The organism is Streptomyces sp. 11x1 (genome assembly GCF_032598905.1).
Lineage (GTDB): Bacteria > Actinomycetota > Actinomycetes > Streptomycetales > Streptomycetaceae > Streptomyces.
Map to the genome: position 1 here is coordinate 3,042,160 of NZ_CP122458.1, position 24,683 is coordinate 3,066,842.

At 72.5% G+C, this 24,683-nt stretch carries 17 protein-coding genes; 6 read left to right on the plus strand and 11 right to left on the minus strand.

Annotation, left to right across the window (positions count from 1 at the left end; all coding sequences use genetic code 11):
• Positions 1-56: 56 nt before the first annotated feature.
• The 4 genes from P8T65_RS13205 to P8T65_RS13220 form a co-directional block, all read right to left on the minus strand.
• On the minus strand, positions 57-1,436 hold the full coding sequence (locus tag P8T65_RS13205; protein WP_316725619.1) for a hypothetical protein: 1,380 nt from the start codon (positions 1,434-1,436) through the stop codon (positions 57-59).
• Between the two features lie 553 nt (positions 1,437-1,989).
• The gene (gene cimA / locus P8T65_RS13210) at positions 1,990-3,594 is read right to left on the minus strand and encodes a citramalate synthase (protein WP_316725620.1); all 1,605 of its coding nucleotides are present in this window, start codon (positions 3,592-3,594) and stop codon (positions 1,990-1,992) included.
• 349 nt (positions 3,595-3,943) lie between these two features.
• A complete protein-coding gene (locus P8T65_RS13215) occupies positions 3,944-5,029 on the minus strand; it encodes a branched-chain amino acid aminotransferase (protein ID WP_230220663.1) in 1,086 nt (361 codons plus the stop codon).
• Between the two features lie 251 nt (positions 5,030-5,280).
• Positions 5,281-6,324 (minus strand): 3-isopropylmalate dehydrogenase, encoded by a 1,044-nt coding sequence (locus tag P8T65_RS13220; RefSeq protein WP_316725621.1) that lies wholly within the window; start codon positions 6,322-6,324, stop codon positions 5,281-5,283.
• A gap of 142 nt (positions 6,325-6,466) precedes the next feature.
• Between P8T65_RS13220 and P8T65_RS13225 the strand changes: the two genes are divergently transcribed.
• On the plus strand, positions 6,467-8,083 hold the full coding sequence (locus P8T65_RS13225; protein ID WP_316725622.1) for a metallophosphoesterase family protein: 1,617 nt from the start codon (positions 6,467-6,469) through the stop codon (positions 8,081-8,083).
• A 91-nt stretch (positions 8,084-8,174) separates the two neighbouring features.
• Here the strand turns inward: P8T65_RS13225 and P8T65_RS13230 are convergent, their stop codons facing one another.
• From P8T65_RS13230 to P8T65_RS13240, 3 genes are all read right to left on the minus strand, one after another.
• Positions 8,175-8,306 carry a hypothetical protein gene (locus P8T65_RS13230; protein WP_005479955.1) on the minus strand — a complete coding sequence of 44 codons (132 nt, stop codon included), beginning with the start codon at positions 8,304-8,306 and terminating at the stop codon, positions 8,175-8,177.
• Positions 8,307-8,633: 327 nt separating this feature from the next.
• Positions 8,634-10,265: an L-glutamate gamma-semialdehyde dehydrogenase gene (gene pruA / locus P8T65_RS13235; protein ID WP_316725623.1), complete on the minus strand. Its 1,632-nt coding sequence runs from the start codon at positions 10,263-10,265 to the stop codon at positions 8,634-8,636.
• A 198-nt stretch (positions 10,266-10,463) separates the two neighbouring features.
• Positions 10,464-11,390: a proline dehydrogenase family protein gene (locus P8T65_RS13240; protein WP_316725624.1), complete on the minus strand. Its 927-nt coding sequence runs from the start codon at positions 11,388-11,390 to the stop codon at positions 10,464-10,466.
• A gap of 128 nt (positions 11,391-11,518) precedes the next feature.
• Here P8T65_RS13240 and P8T65_RS13245 point away from each other — a divergent pair, with 128 nt between their 5' ends.
• Complete coding sequence (locus tag P8T65_RS13245; RefSeq protein WP_316725625.1) at positions 11,519-12,721, plus strand: helix-turn-helix domain-containing protein; 1,203 nt, start codon at positions 11,519-11,521, stop codon at positions 12,719-12,721.
• Positions 12,722-12,769: 48 nt separating this feature from the next.
• Here the strand turns inward: P8T65_RS13245 and P8T65_RS13250 are convergent, their stop codons facing one another.
• Positions 12,770-13,351: a DUF4240 domain-containing protein gene (locus P8T65_RS13250; RefSeq protein WP_316725626.1), complete on the minus strand. Its 582-nt coding sequence runs from the start codon at positions 13,349-13,351 to the stop codon at positions 12,770-12,772.
• A 183-nt stretch (positions 13,352-13,534) separates the two neighbouring features.
• Here P8T65_RS13250 and P8T65_RS13255 point away from each other — a divergent pair, with 183 nt between their 5' ends.
• The 4 genes from P8T65_RS13255 to P8T65_RS13270 all read left to right on the plus strand — a co-directional run bounded on the left by P8T65_RS13255 (position 13,535) and on the right by P8T65_RS13270 (position 19,125).
• The gene (locus P8T65_RS13255; protein ID WP_316725627.1) at positions 13,535-15,025 is read left to right on the plus strand and encodes an ABC transporter substrate-binding protein; all 1,491 of its coding nucleotides are present in this window, start codon (positions 13,535-13,537) and stop codon (positions 15,023-15,025) included.
• A 554-nt stretch (positions 15,026-15,579) separates the two neighbouring features.
• Positions 15,580-17,346, plus strand: coding sequence for an ABC transporter permease subunit (locus tag P8T65_RS13260; RefSeq protein ID WP_399103065.1), 1,767 nt, complete (start codon positions 15,580-15,582; stop codon positions 17,344-17,346).
• A 19-nt stretch (positions 17,347-17,365) separates the two neighbouring features.
• Complete coding sequence (locus tag P8T65_RS13265; RefSeq protein ID WP_316725628.1) at positions 17,366-18,430, plus strand: ABC transporter ATP-binding protein; 1,065 nt, start codon at positions 17,366-17,368, stop codon at positions 18,428-18,430.
• The gene (locus tag P8T65_RS13270) at positions 18,427-19,125 is read left to right on the plus strand and encodes a dipeptide/oligopeptide/nickel ABC transporter ATP-binding protein (protein ID WP_316725629.1); all 699 of its coding nucleotides are present in this window, start codon (positions 18,427-18,429) and stop codon (positions 19,123-19,125) included. The genes P8T65_RS13265 and P8T65_RS13270 overlap by 4 nt, the downstream gene beginning before the upstream one ends.
• Here the strand turns inward: P8T65_RS13270 and P8T65_RS13275 are convergent.
• From P8T65_RS13275 to serA, 3 genes are all read right to left on the minus strand, one after another.
• The gene (locus P8T65_RS13275; RefSeq protein WP_316725630.1) at positions 19,122-19,610 is read right to left on the minus strand and encodes a TetR/AcrR family transcriptional regulator; all 489 of its coding nucleotides are present in this window, start codon (positions 19,608-19,610) and stop codon (positions 19,122-19,124) included. The two genes, P8T65_RS13270 and P8T65_RS13275, sit on opposite strands and share 4 nt — an antisense overlap.
• 13 nt (positions 19,611-19,623) lie before the next feature.
• Positions 19,624-22,557, minus strand: coding sequence for an AAA family ATPase (locus tag P8T65_RS13280; RefSeq protein WP_316725631.1), 2,934 nt, complete (start codon positions 22,555-22,557; stop codon positions 19,624-19,626).
• A gap of 352 nt (positions 22,558-22,909) precedes the next feature.
• Positions 22,910-24,499 (minus strand): phosphoglycerate dehydrogenase, encoded by a 1,590-nt coding sequence (serA, locus tag P8T65_RS13285; protein ID WP_184899732.1) that lies wholly within the window; start codon positions 24,497-24,499, stop codon positions 22,910-22,912.
• Positions 24,500-24,683 lie beyond the last annotated feature (184 nt).

The window sequence follows — 24,683 nt, forward strand, 5'->3', positions numbered from 1 at the left end:
GTGTGTCCGGGCCGGGCCGGTCCGGCGTTCGGGGCGGGCCCGGCCCGGGGCGATTCTCAGAAGCCTCCGCCGAAGTCGCCGCCGCCTCCGAAGTCGCCCCCTCCGCCGAAGTCACCACCGCCGAAGCCGCCGGTGAAGTCGCCCGTGTCGAAGTCGCCGCCCGAGACGTCGCCGCCGCCATAGCCGGGGTCCGCGCCGAAGTCGCCGTAACCGGAGCCGTACATGGCAGCGTACGAGGGGGTGGCCATCATGCTGCCGAGCATGGTGCCGACGAGCAGGCCGGGGAGGATGCCGCCGCCGAAGTAGCCGCCCGCCCAGGGGCCGTAGGCCGGGCCGGCGTCCCAGTACGGGCGGCGGGCGCCGGAGACCGTCTCCACCTCGCGGATCATGGGGTCCTGGCCGTCGGCGAGGCGGGCTTGGTCGGCGGCGCAGACCGGCACCTCGCGTGCGGTGCCGACGCCCGGGTCCCACAGGACGTCCGCGACCGACGGACCGTGGCGGGGGTCGAAGAAGCAGGGGGCGCGGCGCTCCGGCAGGGGGCGGCCCGCTCTGCGGGCGGCGAGCTGGGCCAGGGAGAAGCGGCCGTCCTCCAGGGTCTGGGTCACCGCGCGGACCTCCTCGGGGCGGGTGGCGGCCGCCATGAGGGACTTGGCCTTCTCGTAGGCGTCCAGGGCCCGTTCGTAGTCGGCGCGCATCGCGTCGTCGGCGCCGGCCTCGGCGGGGTGGAAGTCCAGGCGTTCCAGTTCCTCGCCGAAGGCCGTGATGTCCTCGTCGACCACCACGGCGAGCTTGGCCAGCGCCTCGCGGCGTTCCTCCTCCTTGCGGCGGCGTCCTCGGCGGACCAGCGCGTACGCGCCGACGCCGCCCGCGACCACGACCGCGCCCGCCGCCGCCAGGGCGCCGGCGTCCACGCCCGCGTCGGCGCCGTCGCTCCAGCTCGACGGGGCCGTGCCGCCCGGGTTGCTGCGCAGGGCGTCGTCCACGAAGTCGTTGAGCTGGGCCTTCGGATCGCCGGCGCCCTGGACCGCGGTGACCAGGTTGGCGACGGCGTCCTGGCTCAGGACGCTGCTGTCGGCGCGGGCGTCGAAGCGGTCGCCGAGGCGGACGGCGTAGAGACCGGTGATGCCCGTCTCGGTGCGGAGGTTCTGGAAGAGGTCCTCGGTGGGGTGGCCGGCCGGGAGGACCGCCACGAAGATCGGCTCGTCCGCGTCCTCGATCTTGTCCGCGAGGGCCTCGGCGTCCGTCGAGGAGAGCAGGTCGGTGGCGGCCGGGTCGACATAGACGGGGCCCTCGCGCAGGGCCGCGGCCACCGTGGACAGGTCGGTGGCCGCGTGTGCGCCGGGCGCACCGACCGCCAGCACCGCCAGGGTCGCCGCGGCGAGCGGCGCGATCACTAGGCGGAGGAGGAGACGACGTCGACTCGGTACGCCTTTCATATCTTCGAAGCTACCTCGATCGCCAGGAAAACGGACGATTCGATCAAATGGGATCGCGAGTACCTCGGTGCCGGTGACTGCGAGGATGTTCGCTTCGTGGCGTGAGGGCCTGCGGGGAGACGTCGCCGTGATCGGTGCGCCGGCGGTGTCGGTGGTGCTGAGCGACTGTGGTCCGCAGGCGGTGGTGCTGCCGGCCGCCGTGGCGGTGAGCTTCACCGAGGGAGCGTGTCGAGGTCTGCGGAAGTTGGGGGTGCGTTGTCGTGTGCCAGCCCGGTGGGGCTCCTCGCGCAGTTCCCCGCGCCCCTGAAAAGCAGGGGCTGCGCCCCGTGCTTTTCATCCCCGCAGCCTCGTCGCTTTCCCCCTGCAGCCCCGCCACTTTTCAGGGGTGGGCCCGGTCGCTTTTCAGGGGCGCACCCCCGCGCTGGCTTCCAGGACGGCACCCCCGTTGGGTTCCCGGCCCGCAGGGCCTGGGTCTTTAGGGGCGCGGGGAACTGCGCGAGCAACCACGAACCACCCGCACCCGACAACGCACCGCACCCCCTCCCGCCCGGACCTACTCCGCCGGCTCCACGCCCGCGCGCAGCAACCCGTAGGTGTACGCATCCTCCAGCGCCTGCCACGACGCGGCGATCACGTTGTCGGCGACGCCCACCGTGGACCACTCACCCGTACCGTCCGTCGTGGAGATCAGCACCCGTGTCGTGGAGTTGGTGCCGTGCTTGCCCTCCAGGATGCGGACCTTGTAGTCCACCAGCTCCAGCTTGGCGAGCTGGGGGTAGATCTTCTCCAGGGCGACGCGCAGGGCGCGGTCGAGCGCGTTGACGGGGCCGTTGCCCTCCGCCGTGGCGACGATGCGCTCGCTCTTGGACCACAGCTTGACCGTGGCCTCGTTGGCGTGGCTGCCGTCGGGGCGGTCCTCGACGATGGCCCGCCAGGACTCCGTACGGAAGTACCGCTGCGGCTTGCCCGCGACCTCGTCGCGCAGCAGGATCTCGAAGCTGGCGTCGGCGGCCTCGTAGGTGTAGCCGCGCAGCTCGCGCTCCTTGACCCGCTCGACGACCCGGCCGACCAGCTCGCGGTCGTCGCCGAGGTCGACGCCCAGCTCCTTGCCCTTGAGCTCGATGGAAGCGCGGCCCGCCATGTCGGAGACCAGCATCCGCATGGTGTTGCCGACCTGCTCGGGGTCGATGTGCTGGTACAGGTCCGGGTCGACCTTGATCGCGGAGGCGTGCAGGCCGGCCTTGTGCGCGAAGGCCGAGACACCGACGTACGGCTGGTGGGTGGAGGGAGTGAGGTTGACGACCTCGGCGATCGCGTGCGAGATCCGCGTCATCTCGCGCAGAGCGCCCTCGGGGAGGACCTTCTTGCCGTACTTCAGCTCCAGCGCGGCGACGACCGGGAAGAGGTTGGAGTTGCCGACGCGCTCGCCGTAGCCGTTGGCGGTGCACTGGACGTGGGTGGCGCCCGCGTCGACGGCGGCCAGGGTGTTGGCGACCGCGCAGCCGGTGTCGTCCTGGGCGTGGATGCCGAGGCGGGCGCCGGTGTCGGCGAGGACGGTGGCGACGACGGCCTGGACCTGGGCGGGGAGCATGCCACCGTTGGTGTCGCAGAGGATCACCACGTCGGCGCCGGCCTCGGATGCGGTGCGGACGACGGCCTTGGCGTACTCGGGGTTGGCCCGGTAGCCGTCGAAGAAGTGCTCGCAGTCGACGAAGACCCGGCGGCCCTGGGCACGGAGGTGGGCGACGGTGTCGCGGACCATCTCCAGGTTCTCGTCGAGGGTGGTGCGCAGGGCGAGTTCCACATGACGGTCATGGGACTTCGCGACCAGGGTGATCACCGGAGCGCCGGAGTCGAGCAGGGCCTTGACCTGGGGGTCCTCGCTCGCCTTACCGCCCGCGCGGCGGGTGGCGCCGAACGCGACCAGCTGGGCGTGCTTGAAGTCGATCTCCTTCTGCGCGCGGGCGAAGAACTCGGTGTCGCGCGGGTTGGCGCCGGGCCAGCCGCCCTCGATGAAGCCCACGCCGAAATCGTCCAGGTGCCGTGCGATGGCCAGCTTGTCCGCGACGGTGAGGTTGATGCCCTCGCGCTGGGCACCGTCGCGCAGGGTGGTGTCGAAGACGTGGAAGGAGTCGTCGAGTTCGCTGGTTTCCGTCATGGTGTCAAGGCTCCTGCTGTTGGATCCCGCTGGATCTCGGTCTGTACCGGAATGACCGGCTCCACCGTCCCCAATGGTCCCTCGCGCTGCGCTCCCGGCTGAAGGTGGGCCAGAAAAGCGAAAAACCCCTCGCGGGTGCGAGAGGTCTGCGCGCGGGTCGAGGACGACGGTGTCCACCCGTACCTGGTCGTACGTGGCGGTCACTGCGGACCGGCGCGCCTGCTGCCAATAATCATGGCGAACGAGAGCACGGGGGCAGTCTGGCACAGACCGCCCCCGCCCTCACCGTCCGTCTCAGGATGCGAACAGCGTGCTGATCACCTCACGGTTACCGCACACACCGTCGATGTCAGCCCAGCTCGTGCATCCAGCCGTGCTTGTCCTCGACCGTGCCGCGCTGGATGTTCAGCAGCGCCTCGCGGAGCTTGAGGGTGACGGGGCCGGGCTCGCCGCCGGACTGCTGCCAGGCGGCGCCGGTGCGCTTGACCGTGCCCACGGGCGTGATGACGGCGGCCGTACCGCAGGCGAAGACCTCGGTGAGGGCGCCGCTCTCGGAGTCGGCCTGCCACTGGTCGATGGAGATCCTGCCCTCCTCCGCGGCGTAGCCGAGGTCCGCGGCGACCGTCAGCAGGGAGTCACGGGTGACGCCCTCCAGGATGGAGCCGGTGAGCGAGGGGGTGACGATGCGGTCGCCGTACACGAAGTACAGGTTCATGCCGCCGAGTTCCTCGACCCACTTGCGCTCGACCGCGTCGAGGTAGCAGACCTGGGCGCAGCCCTCGGCCGCCGCCTCGGCCTGGGCGAGGAGGGAGGCCGCGTAGTTGCCGCCGGTCTTGGCGTCGCCCATGCCGCCGGGCACCGCGCGGACGTGGTCCTCGGAGACCCAGATGGAGACGGGCTGCACCCCGCCGGGGAAGTAGGCGCCGGCCGGGGAGGCGATGACGAGGAAGAGGTACTCGCCCGCCGGCTTGACGCCCAGGCCGACCTCAGTGGCGATCATGAAGGGACGGAGGTAGAGGGACTCCTCGCCGCCGTGGGCCGGGACCCAGGCCTGGTCCTGCCGCACCAGCACGTCACACGCCTCGATGAACGTCTCGACCGGCAGTTCGGGCATGCCGAGCCGGCGGGCGGACGCCTGGAAGCGGCGGGCGTTCTTCTCCGGGCGGAAGGTGGCGACGGAGCCGTCCGGCTGCCGGTAGGCCTTCAGGCCCTCGAAGATCTCCTGCGCGTAGTGCAGGACCATGGTGGCCGGGTCCAGGGAGAGCGGCGCGTACGGAACGAGCTGGCCGTCGTGCCAGCCACGACCCTCGGTCCACTTGATGACGACCATGTGGTCGGTGAAGTGGCGGCCGAAACCGGGGTTGGCCAGGACCGCGTCGCGCTCTGCGTCGGAGAGCGGACTGGCGGAGGGCTTGAGCTCGATCGTGGGCGTCATGAGTGGGTGTCCTTCACCGGTTGTTGTGACGGGCCGCGCTCACATCCGTACTGCCAGTGGCGAGTGCTAGGACGTCCGAGCATTCCCTCATTCGGCGGCCCCGCGTTCGATTATCGCAAGCGGAGTCGGCGGAAGAAAACGGCGTGAATGCGACCCAGGGGATGATGGTGGCACCCGGCGGGAACATGCGGAAGCCGCCGGGTGCGGTAGCGACCCGGCGGCTTCGAAAGATTTCGAGTGGGCGCGGCGGGTCAGCCGGCTACTCGTACGGCGAGCGCGTCGCCGATCTCGGCCGTCGAACGGGCGGGCTTCCCCACGCGCTCCGCGAGGTCGGCGGAGACGGCCTCCTCGATGCGCGCGGCCTCGGACTCGTGGCCGAGGTGGCGCAGGAGCAGGGCGACGGAGAGGACCGTGGCGGACGGGTCGGCCTTGCCCTGGCCGGCGATGTCCGGGGCCGAGCCGTGCACCGGCTCGAACATGGACGGGAACTCGCCGGAGGGGTTGATGTTGCCGGAGGCCGCGACGCCGATGCCGCCGGAGACGGCCGCGGCGAGGTCGGTGATGATGTCGCCGAAGAGGTTGTCGGTGACGATCACGTCGAACCGGGCCGGGTCGGTGACCAGGTAGATCGTGGCCGCGTCGACGTGGATGTAGTCGGTGGTGACCTCGGGGAACTCCTCGGCCACCTTTTTGAAGATGTTCGTCCACAGGTGACCGGCGAAGGTCAGCACGTTGTTCTTGTGGACGAGGGTGAGCTTCTTGCGCGGGCGGGCCTGGGCGCGGGCGAACGCGTCACGCACGACCCGCTCGACGCCGAAGGCCGTGTTGACGGAGACCTCGGTGGCGACCTCGTGCTCGGTGCCCTTGCGGATGGTGCCGCCGTTGCCGGTGTAGGGGCCCTCGGTGCCCTCGCGGACCACGACGAAGTCGATCTCGGGCTGGCCGGCGAGCGGGGTGGCGACACCGGGGAGCAGCTTCGAGGGACGCAGGTTCACGTGGTGGTCGAAGGCGAAGCGGAGCTTGAGCAGGAAGCCGCGCTCCAGGACCCCGGAGGGGACGCTCGGGTCGCCGATCGCGCCGAGCAGGATCGCGTCGTGCCGCTTCAGCGCGTCGAGGTCGGCGTCGGTGAGGGTCTCACCGGTGGCGTGGTAGCGCTTGGCGCCGAAGTCGTACTCCTTGGTCTCCAGCTTCACATCCTGCGGAAGGACGGCGGAGAGGACCTTGAGCCCCTGGGCCACGACTTCCTGACCGATGCCGTCACCGGGGATCACTGCGAGATTGAGGCTGCGAGACATGACGGCACCGTACTCCTTGTCCCACGGGATGACACGAGGTGTCCGCGATACGGACGCGCGATCGGGTGACGCTGCCCACACGTCACCACGCGTTCACCCGTACGGGGGGCGGGTGTTGGGATTCGCTGGGAACTTCGAGAGCATGACCCACCCTTCCAGGGACACACCCCCCGGACCCCCCGGAGCTCCCGTACTCGACTTCGGCATCCCGCCGCGGCTCGCGCGCCGGATGAGCATGGCCGAGCAGTACGAGTACCTGCGTACGAAGTTCTCCCGGCGCCGCACCCTGGTGACGGCGGGCTCGCTGGCGGCCGGCGGGCTGCTGACCGGCTGCGGCGGATCCGGCTCGCCGGCCTCGCCGAACGCGACGACCTCGGCCCCGTCGCCCGCGACCTCCAAGGCGCCCGGTTCCGCCGTCACCCCCTTCGGCCGCCATCTGGCGTTCGGCTCGGACCCGAAGACCCGGATGCGGATCTCCTGGCAGGTGCCGTTCGCGGTGAAGAAGCCGTACGTGCGGGTGGGGCCGAGGCCCGAAGAGCTGACCCGGAAGGTCGAGGCGGAGGTCCGCGACCTGCACACGCCGGGGGTCGAGGGCGTGCGCCTGGAGCTCGACCAGTACTACCTGCACGCGGCCCTGGACGGCCTGCGCCCCGGCACCACGTACTACTACGGCGTCGGCCACGAGGGCTTCGACCCGGCCGACCCGGCCCACCGCTCCACGATCGGCACCTTCCGTACGGCACCCGCCGCGCCGGAGACGTTCGTGTTCACCGCGTTCGGCGACCAGGGCGTCGGAAAGGCGGCGGCGGCGAACGACAACCTGATCGTCCGTCAGAAGCCCGCCTTCCACCTCCACGCCGGCGACATCTGCTACGCCAACGGCAACGGCAAGGGGGTCGAGTCGGACGGCTACGACCCCGGGTTCTGGGACCTGTTCCTCAAGCAGAACGAACCGGTGGCCAGGTCCGTGCCGTGGATGGTGACGACCGGCAACCACGACATGGAGGCCTGGTACTCGCCGGACGGCTACGGCGGTCAGCTCGCCCGCTGGTCCCTCCCGGACAACGGCTTCGACCCCCGTGCGGCGCCGGGGGTGTACGCGTTCACCTACGGCAACGTCGGCTTCGTGGCGCTGGACGCGAACGACGTGTCGTACGAGATCCCCGCCAACCTCGGCTACTCGGGCGGCAAGCAGACCGAGTGGCTGGACAGGAAGCTGGGGGAGCTGCGGGCCGCGAAGGGCATCGACTTCATCGTCGTCTTCTTCCACCACTGCGCCTACTCGACGTCCTCGCACGCCTCCGACGGCGGCGTCCGGGACGCGTGGCCGCCGCTGTTCGACAAGCACCAGGTGGACCTGGTGGTCAACGGCCACAACCACGTCTACGAGCGCACCGACGCCGTCAAGGGCGGCGAGGTCGGCAGGCCGGTGCCCATCGGGGCGTCGACGGACCCGACCCGGGACGGCGTCGTGTACGTGACGGCGGGCGGCGGTGGTCGCGATCTGTACGGCTTCCCGTCCGGCGTGAAGGAGAGCTACGAGGGACACGTCACCCGCCACGAGGCCGTCGAGACCTTCGAGTGGACCAGGTCACGCGCGTCGAAGCCGGAGACGGTGGAGTGGTCGCGGGTGCGCTACCGGGGCTTCTCGCTGCTCTCGGTGGAAGCGGTCAGCGGGGCGCGACCGGCCCTGAAGGTGTCGGCACTGGCCCAGAACGGCGACCGCGTCGACCACTTCGAGGTGCGGCGCGGCACGTGAGTCTGTTCCGGGGTGCGGCGCGGCGCGCGGGTCGTCGTCCCACGGCCGCACCGCACCCCGAACGGGTGCGGCTCCCGGCGGGTGGGTGGGCTCAGTGCCCGGTCGAGCCGCCGTTGTCCCGGCGGTCGAGGGCGCGCTGGAGGGCGGCCGCGGCGTTCTTGCGGTCGGACTCGGTGGTCCGGGAAACGTGACGGACTCGGCGGCGGACGGTCGTCTCGGCCATGGGGAATCGACTCCTTCGAGGCAATCCGGAGTACGGAAACGGGAGGGAAGCGAGACGCCGGATGGGGCGGGGAGCGGGGCCGCAGGGGTTGCCTGCCTAGGGCTCCGGCTCACGACCGCCATTCGCTGGATCGAGCGAGACGTTCGGCTCCTACAAAGCTAGGCGAGCGCGGCGCATCTGTCTCCACAATTAGTCGGACTTCCTACTATCTGAGACGGTGGATTGAGTCACACCGCCCTGACCTGCGGTTTCTCGATTCCTTCGTATGCGACAGCGCGCCCGGCCCCTCCGTCGCGGAGGGACCGGGCGCGCTGTCGGTGGCCGGTGTCAGCCCATGTGCGGGTACGAGTAGTCGGTCGGCGGGACGAGGGTCTCCTTGATGGCGCGGGTCAGGGTCCAGCGCATCAGGTTCTGGGGGGCGCCGGCCTTGTCGTTGGTGCCGGAGGCCCGGCCGCCGCCGAAGGGCTGCTGGCCGACGACGGCGCCGGTGGACTTGTCGTTGATGTAGAAGTTGCCGGCCGCGTAGCGGAGCTTGTCCATCGTGTACGCGGTGGCCGCGCGGTCGCCCGAGATGACGGAACCCGTCAGGGCGTACGCCGACACCGACTCCATCTGGGTCAGCATCTCCTCGTAGCGTTCGTCCTCGTAGACGTGCACGGCGAGGAACGGGCCGAAGTACTCGGTGGTGAAGACCTCGTTCGTCGGGTCGGTGCACTCGACGACGGTCGGGCGGACGAAGTAGCCGACCGAGTCGTCGTAGGAGCCGCCGGCCACGATCGTGCAGGTCGGGTCGGACTTGGCGCGGTCGATGGCGGCCTTGTTCTTGGCGAAGGAGCGTTCGTCGATGACGGCGCCGATGAAGTTGGACAGGTCGGTGACGTCGCCCATGGTCAGGTACTCGACCTCGGCGGCGAACTCCTCCTTGAAGCCGGAGTTCCAGATCGACGCCGGGATGTAGGCCCGGGAGGTCGCGCTGCACTTCTGGCCCTGGTACTCGAAGGCGCCGCGGGTGAGGGCGGTCTTGAGCACGGCGCGGTCGGCGCTCGGGTGCGCGACCACGAAGTCCTTGCCGCCGGTCTCGCCGACGAGCCGGGGGTACGAGCGGTACTTCTCGATGTTGGCGCCGACCGTCTTCCACAGGTACTGGAAGGTCTTGGTCGAGCCGGTGAAGTGGATGCCGGCGAGGTCGGGGTGTTCGAGGGCGACCTCGGAGACCGCGATGCCGTCGCCGGTGACGAGGTTGATGACGCCCTTGGGCAGGCCCGCCTCCTCCAGCAGCCGCATGAGCAGGACGGCGGCGTGCGTCTGCGTCGGGGACGGCTTCCAGACCACCACGTTGCCCATCAGCGCCGGGGCGGTCGGCAGGTTGCCCGCGATGGCCGTGAAGTTGAACGGGGTGATCGCGTAGACGAAGCCCTCCAGCGGGCGGTGGTCGAGGCGGTTCCACACGCCCGGGGAGTTGGCCGGGGGCTGCTCCGCGAGCAGGTCGCGGGCGTACTTGACGTTGAAGCGCCAGAAGTCGACCAGTTCGCAGGGACAGTCGATCTCGGCCTGCTGGGCGGTCTTCGACTGGCCGAGCATGGTGGAGGCGGCCAGCGTCTCGCGCCACGGGCCCGCGAGGAGGTCGGCGGCGCGCAGGATGATCGCGGCGCGGTCGTCGAAGGACATCGCACGCCAGGCGGGCGCGGCGGCGAGGGCCGCGTCGACGGCGTCCTGGGCGTCCTGGGCGGTGGCGTTGGCGTAGGTGCCGAGACGGGCCTTGTGGTTGTGCGGCTGCACCACGTCGAAGCGGTCGCCGCCGCCCATCCGCCGCTCGCCGCCGATGGTCATCGGCAGGTCGATCGGGTTCTCGGCCAGTTCCTTCAGCTTGACCTCCAGCCGGGCGCGCTCGGGCGAGCCGGGGGCGTAGCCGTGCACCGGCTCGTTGACGGGGGTGGGGACCTGGGTCACAGCGTCCATGGGTTACCTCTTCCGGGTTGTTCCCCGGCTTCAGCCGGGGGAAGCTGAAGCCGTTGCGTATGGTGAGCAGTGGTCAGGGCTTGACCGTCCCGAACTCGTCTCGCCGAGTTCGGGAGAAGCCCTTCGGGGCGGAGTCACGGGTTCCGTAACTCCTTTCCACGGAACCGGGTCCGGCTCAGCCGCCGCTCATCCGACGCATCAGCCCTTGCTGACCATGGCGCGGAGGAAGAACCGCAGGTTGGCGGGCTTCTCCGCGAGGCGGCGCATGAAGTAGCCGTACCAGTCCGTGCCGTACGCGGTGTAGACCCGCATCCGGTGTCCCTCGGCGGCGAGCCGCAGGTGCTCGTCGCCGCGGATGCCGTACAGCATCTGGAACTCGTACTCGTCGAGCTTGCGTCCGGCGCGGTGGGCGAGTTCCTGCGTGATGGAGATCAGGCGCGGGTCGTGGGACCCGATCATCGGGTACCCCTCCCCGTCCATGAGGATCTTCAGGACGCGGACGTACGCCTTGTCGATCTCGGCCTTCTGCTGGAAGGCCACGTCGGCGGGCTCCTTGTAGGCGCCCTTCACCAGCCGCACCCGGCTGCCGTTCTCCGCCAGGCGGCGGGCGTCGGCCTCGGTGCGGAAGAGGTAGGCCTGGATGACGCAGCCGGTCTGCGGGAAGTCGCGGCGCAGCTCGTCGTGGATGGCGAACATCGAGTCGAGGGTGGTGTGGTCCTCCGCGTCGAGCGTGACCGTCGTGCCGATCGCGGCGGCGGCCTCGACGACCGGGCGGACGTTGGCGAGGGCGAGCTCGTGGCCGCCGTCGAGGGCCTGGCCGAAGAGGGAGAGCTTCACGGACATCTCGGCGCGCTCGCCGAGCTCCAGCTCCTTCAGCAGGTCGATCAGCTCCAGATAGGCGTCACGCGCGGCGGCCGCCTGCTCCGGACGGGTGATGTCCTCGCCGACGACGTCCAGCGTCACGTCGAGACCCCGGCCGGTGAGCTCCCGGATGACGGGCACGATGTCGTCGACGCGTTCACCCGCGATGAAGCGGTCGACGACCTGCTTGGTCACGGGCGCCGCCGAGATCAGGCGTCGTATCCGGTCGCTGCGCGACGCGGCGAGAATCACGGGACCCAGCACGGGGCACCTCCACAAACCAGCAGATAGAACCACCGTGAAACCTAAGGATCCCCCCGTTCGCCGACCATCGACAGCTGTCACGTATCCGTGCCGCAGATCTCAGACAGATGTATGAAGGCCGCTTGCGGATGCGCGACAATGCCCGGGTGACGCCGGAAAGCTCGAGCCCCCACCCCGTGGGCGACTACCAGGACCTCGTCGACGAGATCTCCGCGCTGCTCGGCGCCCCGGCGACGCTGGAGAACCGCGACTTCGAGCTGATCGCCTTCGGCGCGTACGACAGCGAGGGCGAGCTGGATCCGTCGGCCCTGGACCCGGTCCGCACCCGCTCGATCCTGACCCGCCGCTCGACGACGGCGGTACGGGAGTGGTTCGAGGGCTTCGGCATCACCCGGGCGACGGGCCCGGTCCGGATCCCGCCGACACCGGAGGCGGGGGTGCTCCGGGGGCGGATCTGCCTCCCGGTACGCCATCGGGGGGTCGTCCTCGGTTACGTCTGGCTCCTGGACGGCGACCCGGGCCCGACGGCCGCCCAGCTGTCCGCCGCCATGGCGGTGACCTCGCGCATCGGCGCCCTCCTCGCGGACGAGGCGCAGGCCGGCGCCGATCTCACCCGGGAGCTGCGCGCGGTCCTGACCGCCGAGCGCGACTGGGAGCGCGATATGGCCGTGGCGGAGCTGCGCGCGGCCCTCGGCCCTCGCGGCGACGGCGTCCACACGCTGGTGTGCGTGGCCCCCTGGCCGTACACCGACCCGGAGGAAGCGCCGTCCTTCCGTACGGTGCCGGGGGCGACCGCGCTGTGCACGGTGCCGTGGGGCGCGGCGGGCCAGGGCCTGGCCCTGCTGGTACGGCTCCGCTCGGCGGACACTCCGGCCCCGGCGCTCACCGCCGCCGCCCGGCTGCTGGAACGCGCGGGCGCGCACGCGGCGGCGGGCGTCTCCGGGGCACGCGCGGGCCTCGCAGAACTGGGCACCGACTGGCGGGAGGCCTCGGCGGCCGCCCGGGCGGCGCTGGCCGAGCCACGGCTGGGCCCGATCGCCGAGTGGCGCTCCATCGGCCCGTACCGGATGCTCACCGCGCTGCCTCCCGGCCTCCCCCAGGACCCGTCCGTCCGCGCCCTCCTCGCCCCCGCCCACCGTGAACTGGCCCGCACCGCCGAGGTCTTCCTCGACCACGCGGGCCAAGCAGGGCGCACGGCGGCCGAGTTGGGCATCCACCGGCAGACCCTCTACTACCGGCTCTCCCGCGTCGAGCAGCTCACGGGCCTACGGCTGACCGACGGCGAGGACCGGCTGCTGCTGCACATGGCGCTGAAGGGGTCGCGGTTGTGAGGAGCACACGGCCGTGAAGGGGCGCGGCGGTGAGGTCTTCCGGGAACGTCAACTCACCTGTATGAGCGGGAACAGCACGCTGAGACGCGGCAGACGGCGGTGCGACTGCTCGTCGTCGCGGGCGTCCCAGCGTTCGCCGGCCGGATCCGTGAGGTCGGCGTCGCCGCCGACGAGGCTCTCCAGGGCGTCATAGAAGTCTTCCTCCGTGCGACCCGTGACGTGTTCCCAGGCCCGCACGGCGACATAGTCCAACTCCTCCCACTCCAGCACCTCCTCGTCCTCCCGGTCCTGCGGCGGGCGGCCCGCGAGCCGCCGCACCCCGGGCACGTCGGCCAGGGAGTCCGGGTCGCGGACGGCCCGGTCGAACGCGTCCCTGCCCAGGCCGACCAGCCAGAGCCGGAAGTAGAAGAAGGTGTCGTCGGAGCACCAGCCCATGATCCGGTCGGCCGCGCCCCACAGGTCCCAGGTGAGCGTGGGGGCCAACACGCGGTCCAAGCCCTCCTGGAACCGCAGCAGTTCGTTCCCCGACCGGGCCTGCAACCGCTCGCACAGCCACTCCAACCGCTCGTCGGGGTCCGGTGTCGCCCGTCGGCAGTCCTCGATCACGTCCCAGAAGGTCTCGTCGTCCACGTCCCCACCATGACAGGGGGCACTGACAACGCGGCCGACCTGCGGTTCCGGGCGAGGACCGGGCCGGAAGGCGGGGCACGTGGCGGCTTACCGGTGGCGCAAAGCGCTCTTCTGAAAATGATTGTCATCGTGCTACGGTCAGGCCCGTTGAATCTTTGACCACGCCCTTACTCGGAGTGTCCCGTGCGCGTCCCGGCCCGTTTCGTCCCGCTCACCGCGGTCACCACCGCGACCTCGGCCCTGCTCACGGGCTGTTTCTCGGCAACGGGCCCAGAGGATGCCGGGAGCGAGGGCAAGCGGATACGGATCGCGATGATGCTGCCGCCCCGCTCGGGCCTGTCGCCGCTCTCCGACGACGCGTTCAAGCTGTCGCGCTGGTCGACCGCCGAGACCCTGGTGAACCTGAACGCCGAGGGGGACGCGCAGCCCGCGCTCGCCACCGACTGGAAGCGCTCGGGCAAGAAGTGGACGTTCACGATCCGGCGGGGTGTGACGTTCCACGACGGTACGAAGCTCACCGGTGATGCGGTCGTCAACTCCCTCACCGAGGCGGCCACCGCCTCCCCCAAGCCCCGCATCCTCGACGGCGTGGACCTGACGGCGAAGGCCGACGGCGACACCGTCACCGTCACCACGGCGGTCGAGGACCCCTTGGTCCCGCAGCGCCTCAGCTCGCCGCAGCTGTCGATCCTCGCGGCGAAGGCGTACAAGGGGAAGACGGTGAACCCGCTCGGCGCCGGCACCGGCCCCTTCGAGCTGACCGAGGTCAACGGCACCGCCTCCGCCGCCCTCGACCGCTACGACGACTACTGGGGCGACAAGGCCAAGGCCCCCGGCATCGACGTGAAGTTCGTGCCGGACGGCACCGCCCGCGCCGCCTCCCTGCGCACCGGCGAGGCCGACATCGTCGAGGCGGTGCCGGTGTCGCAGGCCGCCGTGCTCGACCAGGACCTGATCACAGAGGTCCCGATGCCCCGCACCAACACCCTCTACCTGAACACCGAGAAGGGCGTGTTCAAGGACGCCTCGCTGCGCGCCGCCGCCCGCGAGGCCGTCGACGCCGAGTCGATCGTGAAGGGCGTGTACGAGGGGCGGGCCGACGTGGCGAAGGGGCTGCTGGGGCCCGCGCTGCCCTGGGCCGCCGACCTGCGCTCGACGGTCGAGCGCGCCAAGGCCGGTGACCCGTCCGGAAAGTCGATCACCATCGGCACCTTCACCGACCGCGCCGAGCTGCCCGAGGTCGCCGCCACGCTGCAACAGCAGCTGCAGAAGGCCGGGTTCAAGGTGAAGCTCGACGTGCGCGAGTACGCCAACATCGAGTCGGACGCGCTCGCGGGCGAGTTCGACGCCTTCATCCTCTCCCGGGCCACCGTCCTCGACTCCGGCGACCCGGCCGCGTACCTCTACAGTGACTTCGCCTCCGACGGCTCCTTCAACCTCTCCCAGCTCGCGGACAAGACCGTCGACGCGGCCCTCGACCGGGCCTCCGACACGCCCGCCGGTGACGCCCGCCGCAGGGCGGTCATCGAGGCCGAGGCCGCCGTCCTCGGCACCGACGCGGCCGTGCCGATGCTCCACGAGCGCGTCATCCAGGGCGACGCGGCCGGAGTCGTGGACGCGGCCCACGACCCGCGCGAGCGGGAGCTGGTCACGGCGGACACCTACGTCAAGTGAGCACGTCCGCTGGGGAACCGATGGAGGCGACGCGCGGCGCTCGCGGCGCGGGAAGCACGGGCGCGGGAAGCACGGGCGCGGGAAGCACGGGCGCGGGAAGCACGGGCGCGGGAAGCACGGGCGCGGGAAGCACGGGCGCGGGAAGCACGGGCGCGGGAAGCACGGGCGCGGGAAGCACGGGCGCGGGAAGCACGGGCGCGGGAAGCACGGGCGCGGGAAGCACGGGCGTCGAGAAGGTGACGGTCGGGAGGCAGGAGAACCGCGCCGTGGCGGACCTGGGCGAGGCCGCCTGGGACGACCGGACCGCGGGTGAGCCGACCGGAACGGCAGGGGAGCCGGCCGGAACAGCGGGTGAGGACCGTTCGGCGGCGGGAGCTGTCGGCTCACCCACGGCGGCGTCCGACGGGACGGCGCACGCGGTCCCTTCTCCAGGGGAGTCCGCCGAAACGCCGCACGTGGACCTGCCTACGGCGAGGCCGGTCGAAACGGCGCGACGGAGCCGACGCAGCCGGGAGTCCGGGCCTGGGCGGCTGCAACGCCTCGTCGGACCCGTCATCGGTCCCGCCGGGCTCACCCGTCTCGGCTGTCTCGTCGGGGTGCTGGCCGTCGTCGGGCTGTTGCCGTGGCTGTCGGGGCGTGACCCCGCGCTGACCGTGCTGCGTGCCCGGTCGGCCGAGCAGGAGGCGACGCCCGAGGCGCTGGCCGCGATCCGCGCGGACCTGGGCCTCGGTGCGGGCCCCCTCTCCCTGTTGGGGGACTGGGCCTCCGGGCTGCTGCGCGGCGACCTCGGCACGTCCTGGGTGTCCGGCACGGACGTGCTGCCCTCGGTCGTCTCCGGCCTCCAGGTCTCCCTCGCCCTGATGGGCACCGCCTTCGCCGTCGCACTCCTGCTGGCCTGCGCGCTGGTCGCCCCGGTGCTCGTACGGGGCCGGGGATCGGCCGGCGCGTTCGCCGCGATGCTCGCCGCCGTCCCCGAGTTCCTGCTGGCCACGGTGGCACTGCTGGTCTGCGGGGTCTGGCTGGGCTGGCTGCCGACGTCCGGCTGGGCGGGCCCGCAGTACCTGGTGCTGCCCGCGATCGCCCTCGGTGTCCCGGCCGGCGGTCTGCTCGGCCGTCTGGTCGCGGACGCGCTGCCGGCCGTGCTCGACGAACGCTGGGTGGAGCTGTGGCGGGGCGCGGGCGTGAGCCGGGCCCGTGTCGCGGCGGCCGCGTTGCGCCGCGTACTGCCGCCCCTGGTACCGCAGTTCGGCATGGTCGCCGTCGGCCTCACCGGCGGCGCGGTCGCCGTGGAGATGGTGTTCGCGGTGCCCGGCATCGGCCGTACCGCCCTGGGCGCGGCCAAGTCCCAGGACCTCCCCCTCCTCCAGGGCGCGGTCCTCGCCCTCCTCGCCCTGGGCCTGGTCGCGGGCGCCCTGGCCGCCCTCGCCCGGCGCCGCCTGCTCGGCCCCGCCCTGCGCGACGCGGGCCTCACCCTGCCGCCGCCCCGCCCGGTCCGTGTCCACCCCGCGGTACCGCTGACCCTGGCAGCCGTCCTCCTGGTCACCATCGGCTGGGGTCTGCTGCGCGACCCGTACACCGTGGACACCACCGCCCGCCTCCTCCCCCCGTCGTGGGCGCACCCGCTCGGGACGGACGGGCTCGGCCGCGACGTCCTGGCCCGACTCGGCCACGGCGCGGCCGCCACGGTCGGCACGGCGACGGCGGTCTGCGCGCTGAGCCTCCTCGTCTCCCTGGCGCTCGGCTTCCTCCCCCGGGTCGCGGCGGGCGCGGCGGACATCGCCAACGCGCTGCCCCCGGTGATCGTCGGCATCCTGGTCGCCGCGGCAGCCGGTCCCGGCACGGGCGGCGCGGCCCTCGCCGTGGCCCTGATCTCCTGGCCCGCCCTGTCCGCCCACGCGGCGGCCCTGGTGCAGGAGGTCCGCGCGTCCGCGTTCCTGACCGCCCAACGGGCCATCGGCGCGAGCCCGTGGTGGATCCTCACCCGGCACGTCCTCCCGTCGGTCGCCGCGCCCGTGGCCCGCCACGCCGTCCTGCGCCTGCCGGGCATCGCCCTGGCCCTCGCGTCCCTGGGCTTCCTGGGTCTCGGAGCACAACCGCCCACCCCGGAGTGGGGCCTGCTCCTCGACGAGTCCCGCGCGTACGTGGAACGCGCGCCGTGGGCAGCCCTGGCACCGGCGGTCGCCCTCGCCCTGCTCGCCGGTATCGCGGTGTCCGGGGCGGCGTACGCCCAGTCGCGGACGGGGCGCCGCCAAACGCGCAGGCCCGCTCGTGCACACAGGGGAAAGGTGAAGGGTTCCATTGAAGTCGCAGCCAAGGTCTGAAGTGACGCCGAAGTCCTCCATGCCGACGGCATCCGGCGTGCCGGCGGCGTCTCCCGTGCCGCCGGAGACCGACGCCCTGCTCTGGGTCCGTGATCTGCGGATCGCGTTCGGCGGAGTCGAGGTCGTACGCGGGCTGTCCTTCGACGTCCGGCCGCGCGAGGTGCTCGCCCTGGTCGGCGAGTCGGGCGCCGGCAAGTCCCTCACGGCCCGGGCGCTGCTCGGGATGCTGCCGGTGGGTGCGACGAGCAGCGGAACCGTGCGGCTGCGCGGGGACGCGGATCTCGCCGCCCAGCGGGGCCGGCGTATCGCCCTGGTCCCCCAGGACGCGTTGTCGGCGCTCTCCCCCGTGCACCCGGTGGGCGACCAACTCGCCGCGGCCGTACGGTCGGTGGCGCGCGTCTCCCGCAAAGAGGCCCGGGCCCGGGCGGTCGCCGCGCTCGACCGGGTGGGCATCCCCGACGCCGCGCGCAGGGCACGGGCGTATCCGCACGAGTACTCCGGCGGTATGCGCCAGCGGGCCGTGATCGCCATGGCGACGATCAACGAACCGGACGTCGTCGTCGCGGACGAGCCCACGACCGCGCTCGACGCGGAACTCCAGGAACAGGTGCTGCGGGTCCTCGCCGCGCAGCGGGAGGCGGTCGGCGCCGCGCTCGTGCTGGTCACCCATGACCTCGGCGCGGTCCGGGAGCACGCCGACCGCATGCTGGTCATGTACGCCGGGCGTCAGGTCGAACAGGGCCCGGCGGCGGCCGTGTGGGACCGCCCCCTGGCGCCGTACACGGCGGGCCTGCTCGCCTCGCTGCCGCCGGACGAAGCCGACCGCGACGGTGACGGTGAGGGCGAGGGCGCGCGCCCCGCCGGTCGGCGTCGCCGCCGGCTGCCCTCCGTCCCCGGCTCCCCGCCCGCCCCCGACGCTCTCCCCCCGGGCTGCGCCTTCGCGCCGCGCTGCCCCCTCGCCGAGGACCGCTGCCGGGGTGAGGAACCGCAGCCGTGGCCGGCCGCGGCGGGCCATGAGGTCTCCTGCCACCGATGGGACGAAGTCCCGCACCCCGCGACCGAGTTGTTCCTGGAGCCCGCGTGAACCCAACCACCCCCCTGCTCGACGTGCGCGACCTGGTCGTCCGCTACGGACCGGTCACCGCGGTCGACCGGGTGTCCTTCGCGGTGGAGGCGGGCGAGACTCTGGCCCTGAACGGCCCGTCCGGCTGCGGAAAGTCCTCCACGGTCGGCGCCGTGCTCCTCCTGCGCCGCCCGGACGGAGGCGAAGTCCACTTCGAGGGGAGGGAGTTGACGTCGCTCACCGAGGGCGGGCTGCGGCCGCTCCGGCCCCGTATGCAGCCGGTCTTCCAGGACCCGTACGGCTCGCTCAGCCCGCGCCACCGCGTCCGGGAAGCGGTGGCGGAGCCCCTGCGCGTCCAGGGCCGCTGGGACGCCACGGGCCCCGCCCGGGTCGCCGCGCTCCTGGACCGGGTGGGCCTGAACCCGGCCCTCGGCGACCGCTTCCCGCACGAGTTGTCCGGCGGTCAGTGCCAACGAGTGGGCATCGCACGGGCGTTGGCGTCCCAGCCGCGTCTGCTGGTCCTCGACGAGCCGGTGTCCGCCCTGGACCCGTCCATCCGGGCCGGCGTCCTCAACCTGCTGGCCGACCTCCAGGACGAGCTGAACCTCGGGTACCTCTTCATCTGCCACGACCGCGCGGTCGTACGCCATTTCGCGGACCGCTCGATCGAGATGCGCGCCGGAAGAATCGTCCCGGCGCGGGCCGCGGTGGCCTAGACGCTTCCGTCCCGCCCTCCCGCCGCCCCCATCACCTGGCCTTCGCCCCCGACACCGCACCCGACGCCGCGGCCCTCACCGAGGGGTTCCGCCCCGCGCGCGGCCTCGCGCTGGGCCCGCGCCAGATGCTCGCGCACCTCCGGCAACTGGTCCCCCATGGCCGGCACCTCCATGGTGAGCCGCCACATCGAGCCCGGTGCCCGCATGCTCTCCACGGCGCTCGCCCACACCTCGCGGAACCGCTCGACCGAGCCGGGTTCGCTGTCGCCGCCGACCGCCCCACCGCCTTCGAAGGTGCCCGAGACCTCCTCGACCATCGCCACGTACGCCTGCGCCGGCAGCGTGTCCTTCGAGCCGTAGTGACAGCCGATGGACGCCAGGTTCGTCCCCGGCTCCCGGACGAGGTCACGCGCCGTCGTGCGCGCGAACCCCTTCTCCAGCAGACAGCGCTCGGCGCCTTCGAGGAGATCCTCACGGTGTCCCATGGCGTCAGCGTGATCAGGTCGGCGTGCCGGCCGTGATCAGCCCCTGCCGGTAGGCGATGGCCACCGCCTCCGTACGGCTCGTCGCCCCCAGCTTGGCGAGGATGTTGGACACATGGACGCTCGCCGTCTTCCCGGTGATGAACAGCTCCTCGCCGATCTGCCGGTTGGTCCGGCCGAGCGCGAGCAGCCGCAGGACATCGCTCTCCCGCGCGGTGAGCGCGGGCACGCCCCCGTCCCCCGGGGCCTCACCCAGCCGCCCCCGCCGCACCAGCGCGTCCAGGGCCGAGCGCAGCGCCACGGCGCCCAGCCGGTCGGCGGTCTCCCCCACCGCCCGCGCCTCGGCCGCCGCCTCCTGCCGCTCCCCCGCCGCCAGCAGGGCCTCCGCCAGCCGCAGCCGGCACCGCGCCCGCTCGTACGGATCACCGAACGCGAACGCGTCCACCACCGCCCGCCATGCCTCCACATCGGGCCCGGTCCGTATCCGCGTCCACTCCGCCTCGGCGCGCGCCAGCCAGGCCAGCCCTTCCAGACCCTGCCGACCCCCGTCCTCGCCCTCGGCAGCGGTGATCCGCGCGGCCAGCACCAGCTCCTCCCCCGTGGCGGCCCAGCGCCGCACCGCCTCCTCGTCCCCTGCGGAGCGCCGCTCCGCCACCGCGTCCGCGATCGCCCCGAGCACGAGGGCGGCGAACCGGACGGTCGCGTCGGGCCGGGCCCCGACCTGCTCGGTGAGGACGCCGACACTCGTGCGGAACTGCTCGACCGCGGCCTGCGCGTCGTGCCGCAGGACGGCCGCCTCCGTGAGAATGATGCCCGCGACGAGGGCCGCCATGAAGTCGTACGGCCCCTCCAGGAGCGCCCGCGCCCGGTCGACGGCGCTCTCGTCGCCCCGGGCGAGGGCCACGTACAGGGCGGGACCGACCGCGTAGCCGGCGTCCGCGGGCAGCCGGTCGGCGTCGGCGGCCGAGCGCACGCACTCGTCCCAGCGGCCCAGCGTGTAGAGGCAGAGGGAGTGGAGGTAACGCATCTCCACCGGGTACGGGGAGGAGAGCAGACCGGCGCGGCCCGCCCGGTCCAGTCCCTCGGACAGCCAGGCGAGGCAGTCGTCGAGGTCGCCGGATTCGAAACAGCCGACGGCGAGGTTGAACAGGGCCCGCATCTCCACCGGGACGTTGCCCGCGCCACGGGCCAGTTCACGGGCCTCACGCAGCCGCACGCGGCCCTGCTGCGTACGCCGGTTGCGGCGGGAGTCGAGGCTCACCACGGAGATGATCAGATCGGCCTGCGCATCGGCCAGTTCGAGCCGCTCGGCCACGTCCAGCGCCTCCCGCGCCACCCGCGCCGCCAGTTCGTCCTCCCCGACGTACCGGGCCGCCATGACATGCGTGGCCGCCGCCCACACCCAGGTACGGGACGGGGGTTCGGCGGGGATCATCGCCAACGCCTCGCTGCTGTACCGGAACGCGGCGTCCAGATGGTCCACGCGCATCAGGTCACCGGCGAGCGTGTAACGCACCCGGGCGGCCAGTTCGGAGTCCGCGTCGGGGCCCGCTCCGGCGAGCGCCGAGCGGGAGAGGGAAACCGCGCGGTGGTTCTCCCCGGCCCGCGCGGCGGCGGCCGAGGCGCGCAGGGTCAGGGTCACCGTGTCCAGGTCCCCGGGCCTGGCCCCGGCGTCCACGGACGACCACAGTTCGAGGGCGCCCTCCAGCTGCCGCAGCTCCTCGGCGGGCGCCCCGATGCCGTGCGCGTGGTCGGCGGCCTCGACGGACGCCGTCAGTGCGTCGGCGAGGTCGTGGCTCTCGCGCGAGTGGTGGGCGCGCTCGGCGCTCTCCCCCGCCCGGCCCCTGCGGGCCAGCAGCTTGGCGAACACCCCGTGCAGGCGCACCCGTTCGCCCGGCAGCAGATCCGCGTAGACGGCCTCCCGGGTGAGGGCGTGCCGGAACTCGTACGTCGATCCCCGCCCCGGCAGCAGCAGTTGCCGACCGACCGCCTCGCGCAGGGCCGACTCCAGCTCGTCGTCGGTGAGTTGTACGGCGTCCCGCAGCAGTTCGTGCTCGACCCTGCGGCCCGCGACCGCCGCCGTGCGCAGCACCTGCTGGGCGGCGACGGGCAGTTGCTCGATCCGGATCAGCAGGACGTCGGCCAGTCCGCTCGGCAGCACCGCGCCGGGCTCGTCCGCGGTCGCGGCCAGCAGTTCCTCCGCGTAGAACGCGTTGCCCTCGGCCCGCTCGACGATCCGGCCGACCGTGGTCTCGGGCAGTGGCTCGGCGCGCAGCGACCGCACCAGCCGCGCGACCTCCCGGTCCGGCATCGGCCGCAGCTCCAGCCGTTCCACGGCGGGCAGCCGCACGAGCTCGGCGAGCAGGGGGCGCAGTGGGTGGCGGCGGTGAAGGTCGTCGGCGCGGTACGAGGCGAAGACGGCGAGGCGGTGGGCCGGGGCGCCGGGGGTGGGCCGCTGGAGCACGGCCCGGCTGAGCAGGAAGCGCAGCAGGTCCCGTGAGGACTGGTCGGCCCAGTGCAGGTCCTCCAGCACGAGCAGGACGGGGGTCGTGCCGGCGAGGTCCGTCAGCAGCGCGGCGATGCCCTCGAAGAGCTGGAGCCGGTCCCCGCCGTCCGCGCCGCCGCCGAGGAGGCGGCCGGTCGCCGGGTGCGCCTGGAGGAGCGGCGCGAACCGTTCGTCCGCGGCCAGGGCGCCGAGGATCTCGGTGAACGGCAGATAGGGCAGACCGACGTCGCCGAGGTCCACGCAGTGCCCGGTGAGGACGACGGTGCCGTTGCGCGCCGCGTACGCCGCGGCCTCCGCCAGGGTCCGGCTCTTCCCGACCCCCGCGTCCCCCGCGACCAGCACGGCCCGGGGTTCGCCTCCGCCGGCGCGGTCCAGCACGTCCCGTAGGCGGGCCATCTCGGTGTCCCGCCCGACGAACGGCGCGTGCACGATGCTCTGAGCCACGCGGCCATCCTGGCATGCCGCCCGGCTGCGCCCCTTCGACCGTGGGGTGGATCGTCGAGTGCGGGTGCGTGGGGGCGTCTCGCGCAGTTCCCCGCGCCCCTGAAGAGCAGGGGCTGCGCCCCGTGCTTTCGCCCCTGAGTGGCCGCAGGCCCTCAAGGGGCGCGGGGAACTGCGCGAGAAGCCCCACCGGGCGGACGTCTGGGGTCAGAAGGGGCGCAGCCCCTTGGTGGGGGCACCTCCCGCTCGAGCGAAGCCGAGAGTGGGGGAGGGACGGGTAGGGGCGGCGGGGGCGCAAAAGGCGGGGCCCAGCCACCTCAGGTGACCAGGCCCCGCCTCGCGCGAAGCAGCGACCTCAGACCAGGTTGACCGACCGCGCCGACGTCGCCCCGATCTCCTCGGCCACCTCGGCGAGCACCGCCGGCGGAACCGTGTCGTCCACGGTCAGCACCGCCAGCGCCTCCCCACCGGCGGTGGACCGCGCGACCTGCATCCCGGCGATGTTGATACCGGCCTCACCGAAGACGCGCCCCACGGTGCCGACGACACCGGGACGGTCCACGTAGCTGAGGACGACCATGTGGTCGGCGAGGGCGAGGTCCACGTCGTACTCACCGACCGCGACGATCTTCTGGTGGTGCTTCGGCCCGGCCAGCGTGCCGGAGACCGACACCTCCTCGCCGCTGCCGAGCGTGCCGCGCACGGTGACGACATTGCGGTGGTCGGGCGACTCGGAGCTGGTGGTCAGCCGCACCTCGACGCCACGCTCCTGCGCGAACAGCGGGGCGTTGACGTACGACACCGTCTCGTCGACGACGTCCTCGAAGACACCCTTGAGCGCGGACAGCTCCAGCACCTTCACGTCGTGCTGGGTGATCTCGCCGTACACCTCGACGTCGAGGCGGACCGCGACCTCACCGGCCAGCGCGGTGAAGATCCGGCCGAGCCGCTCGGCGAGCGGCAGACCCGGCTTGACGTCCTCGGCGATGACACCGCCCTGGACGTTCACCGCGTCCGGGACCAGCTCACCGGCGAGGGCGAGGCGCACCGAACGGGCGACCGCGATGCCCGCCTTCTCCTGCGCCTCGTCGGTGGAGGCACCGAGGTGGGGGGTGCAGACGACCTCGTCCAGCTCGAACAGCGGCGAGTCGGTGCAGGGCTCCTTGGCGTACACGTCGAGGCCCGCGCCCGCGACCCGGCCCTCCTTGAGCGCCGAGTACAGCGCGGCCTCGTCGACGATCCCGCCGCGCGCGGCGTTGACGATGCGCACCGAGGGCTTCACCTTCTGCAGCGCCTCGGCACCGATCAGGCCGACCGTCTCGGGGGTCTTCGGCAGGTGGACGGTGATGAAGTCGGAGACCTCAAGCAGCTCGTCCAGCGACAGCACCTTGACGCCCATCTGCGCGGCGCGCGCGGGCTGCACGTAGGGGTCGTAGGCGACGACCTTCATGCCGAAGGCGGACATGCGCTGGGCCACCAGGGCACCGATGCGGCCGAGGCCGACGACGCCGAGGGTCTTCTCGGCCAGCTCCACGCCGGTGTACTTGCTGCGCTTCCACTCGCCGTTCTTCAGCGCCGTGTTCGCCTGCGGGATGTGGCGGGCGGTGGCGAGGAGCAGACCGCAAGCCAGCTCGGCGGCGGTCACGATGTTCGAGGTGGGGGCGTTGACGACCATCACGCCGGCCTTGGTGGCGGCGGAGACGTCCACGTTGTCCAGGCCGACGCCGGCACGCGCGACGACCTTCAGCTTCTTCGCGGCGGCGATCGCCTCGGCGTCGACCTTGGTGGCCGAGCGGATCAGGATCGCGTCGACATCGGCGATGGCCGGAAGCAGTTCGGCTCGGTCCGCTCCGTTGACGTTCCGGATCTCGAAGTCCGGGCCCAGCGCGTCGACGGTGGCGGGCGACAGCTCTTCAGCGATCAGTACGACTGGTTTCGAGCTCACGTGAGTCCTCACAAGTCCAATGCTGCGGACGGCCGTCCCGACGGCCGCAGGCGGTGGAGGGTGGTGTCCGCGTGGAAGACGCACGACGCTGTGGGCCCGACGCGTATGTAGTGCTGCAGTGTAGTGGCGTCGGGGGCATCGCCTCACGCCACCGCGGAAGGATCACCCGGACGTGAAACAAGGC

Bases quoted from the DNA above. Each gene is read 5' to 3' on its own strand.
- P8T65_RS13215 (WP_230220663.1), bottom strand. From the start codon at position 5,029: ATGACGCCCACGATCGAGCTCAAGCCCTCCGCCAGTCCGCTCTCCGAC.
- pruA (WP_316725623.1), bottom strand. From the start codon at position 10,265: ATGGACGCTGTGACCCAGGTCCCCACCCCCGTCAACGAGCCGGTGCAC.
- P8T65_RS13265 (WP_316725628.1), top strand. From the start codon at position 17,366: ATGCCGACGGCATCCGGCGTGCCGGCGGCGTCTCCCGTGCCGCCGGAG.
- P8T65_RS13245 (WP_316725625.1), top strand. From the start codon at position 11,519: ATGCGCGACAATGCCCGGGTGACGCCGGAAAGCTCGAGCCCCCACCCC.
- P8T65_RS13275 (WP_316725630.1), bottom strand. From the start codon at position 19,610: ATGGGACACCGTGAGGATCTCCTCGAAGGCGCCGAGCGCTGTCTGCTG.
- P8T65_RS13225 (WP_316725622.1), top strand. From the start codon at position 6,467: ATGACCCACCCTTCCAGGGACACACCCCCCGGACCCCCCGGAGCTCCC.
- P8T65_RS13205 (WP_316725619.1), bottom strand. From the start codon at position 1,436: ATGAAAGGCGTACCGAGTCGACGTCGTCTCCTCCTCCGCCTAGTGATC.
- cimA (WP_316725620.1), bottom strand. From the start codon at position 3,594: ATGACGGAAACCAGCGAACTCGACGACTCCTTCCACGTCTTCGACACC.
- P8T65_RS13220 (WP_316725621.1), bottom strand. From the start codon at position 6,324: ATGTCTCGCAGCCTCAATCTCGCAGTGATCCCCGGTGACGGCATCGGT.
- P8T65_RS13230 (WP_005479955.1), bottom strand. From the start codon at position 8,306: ATGGCCGAGACGACCGTCCGCCGCCGAGTCCGTCACGTTTCCCGGACC.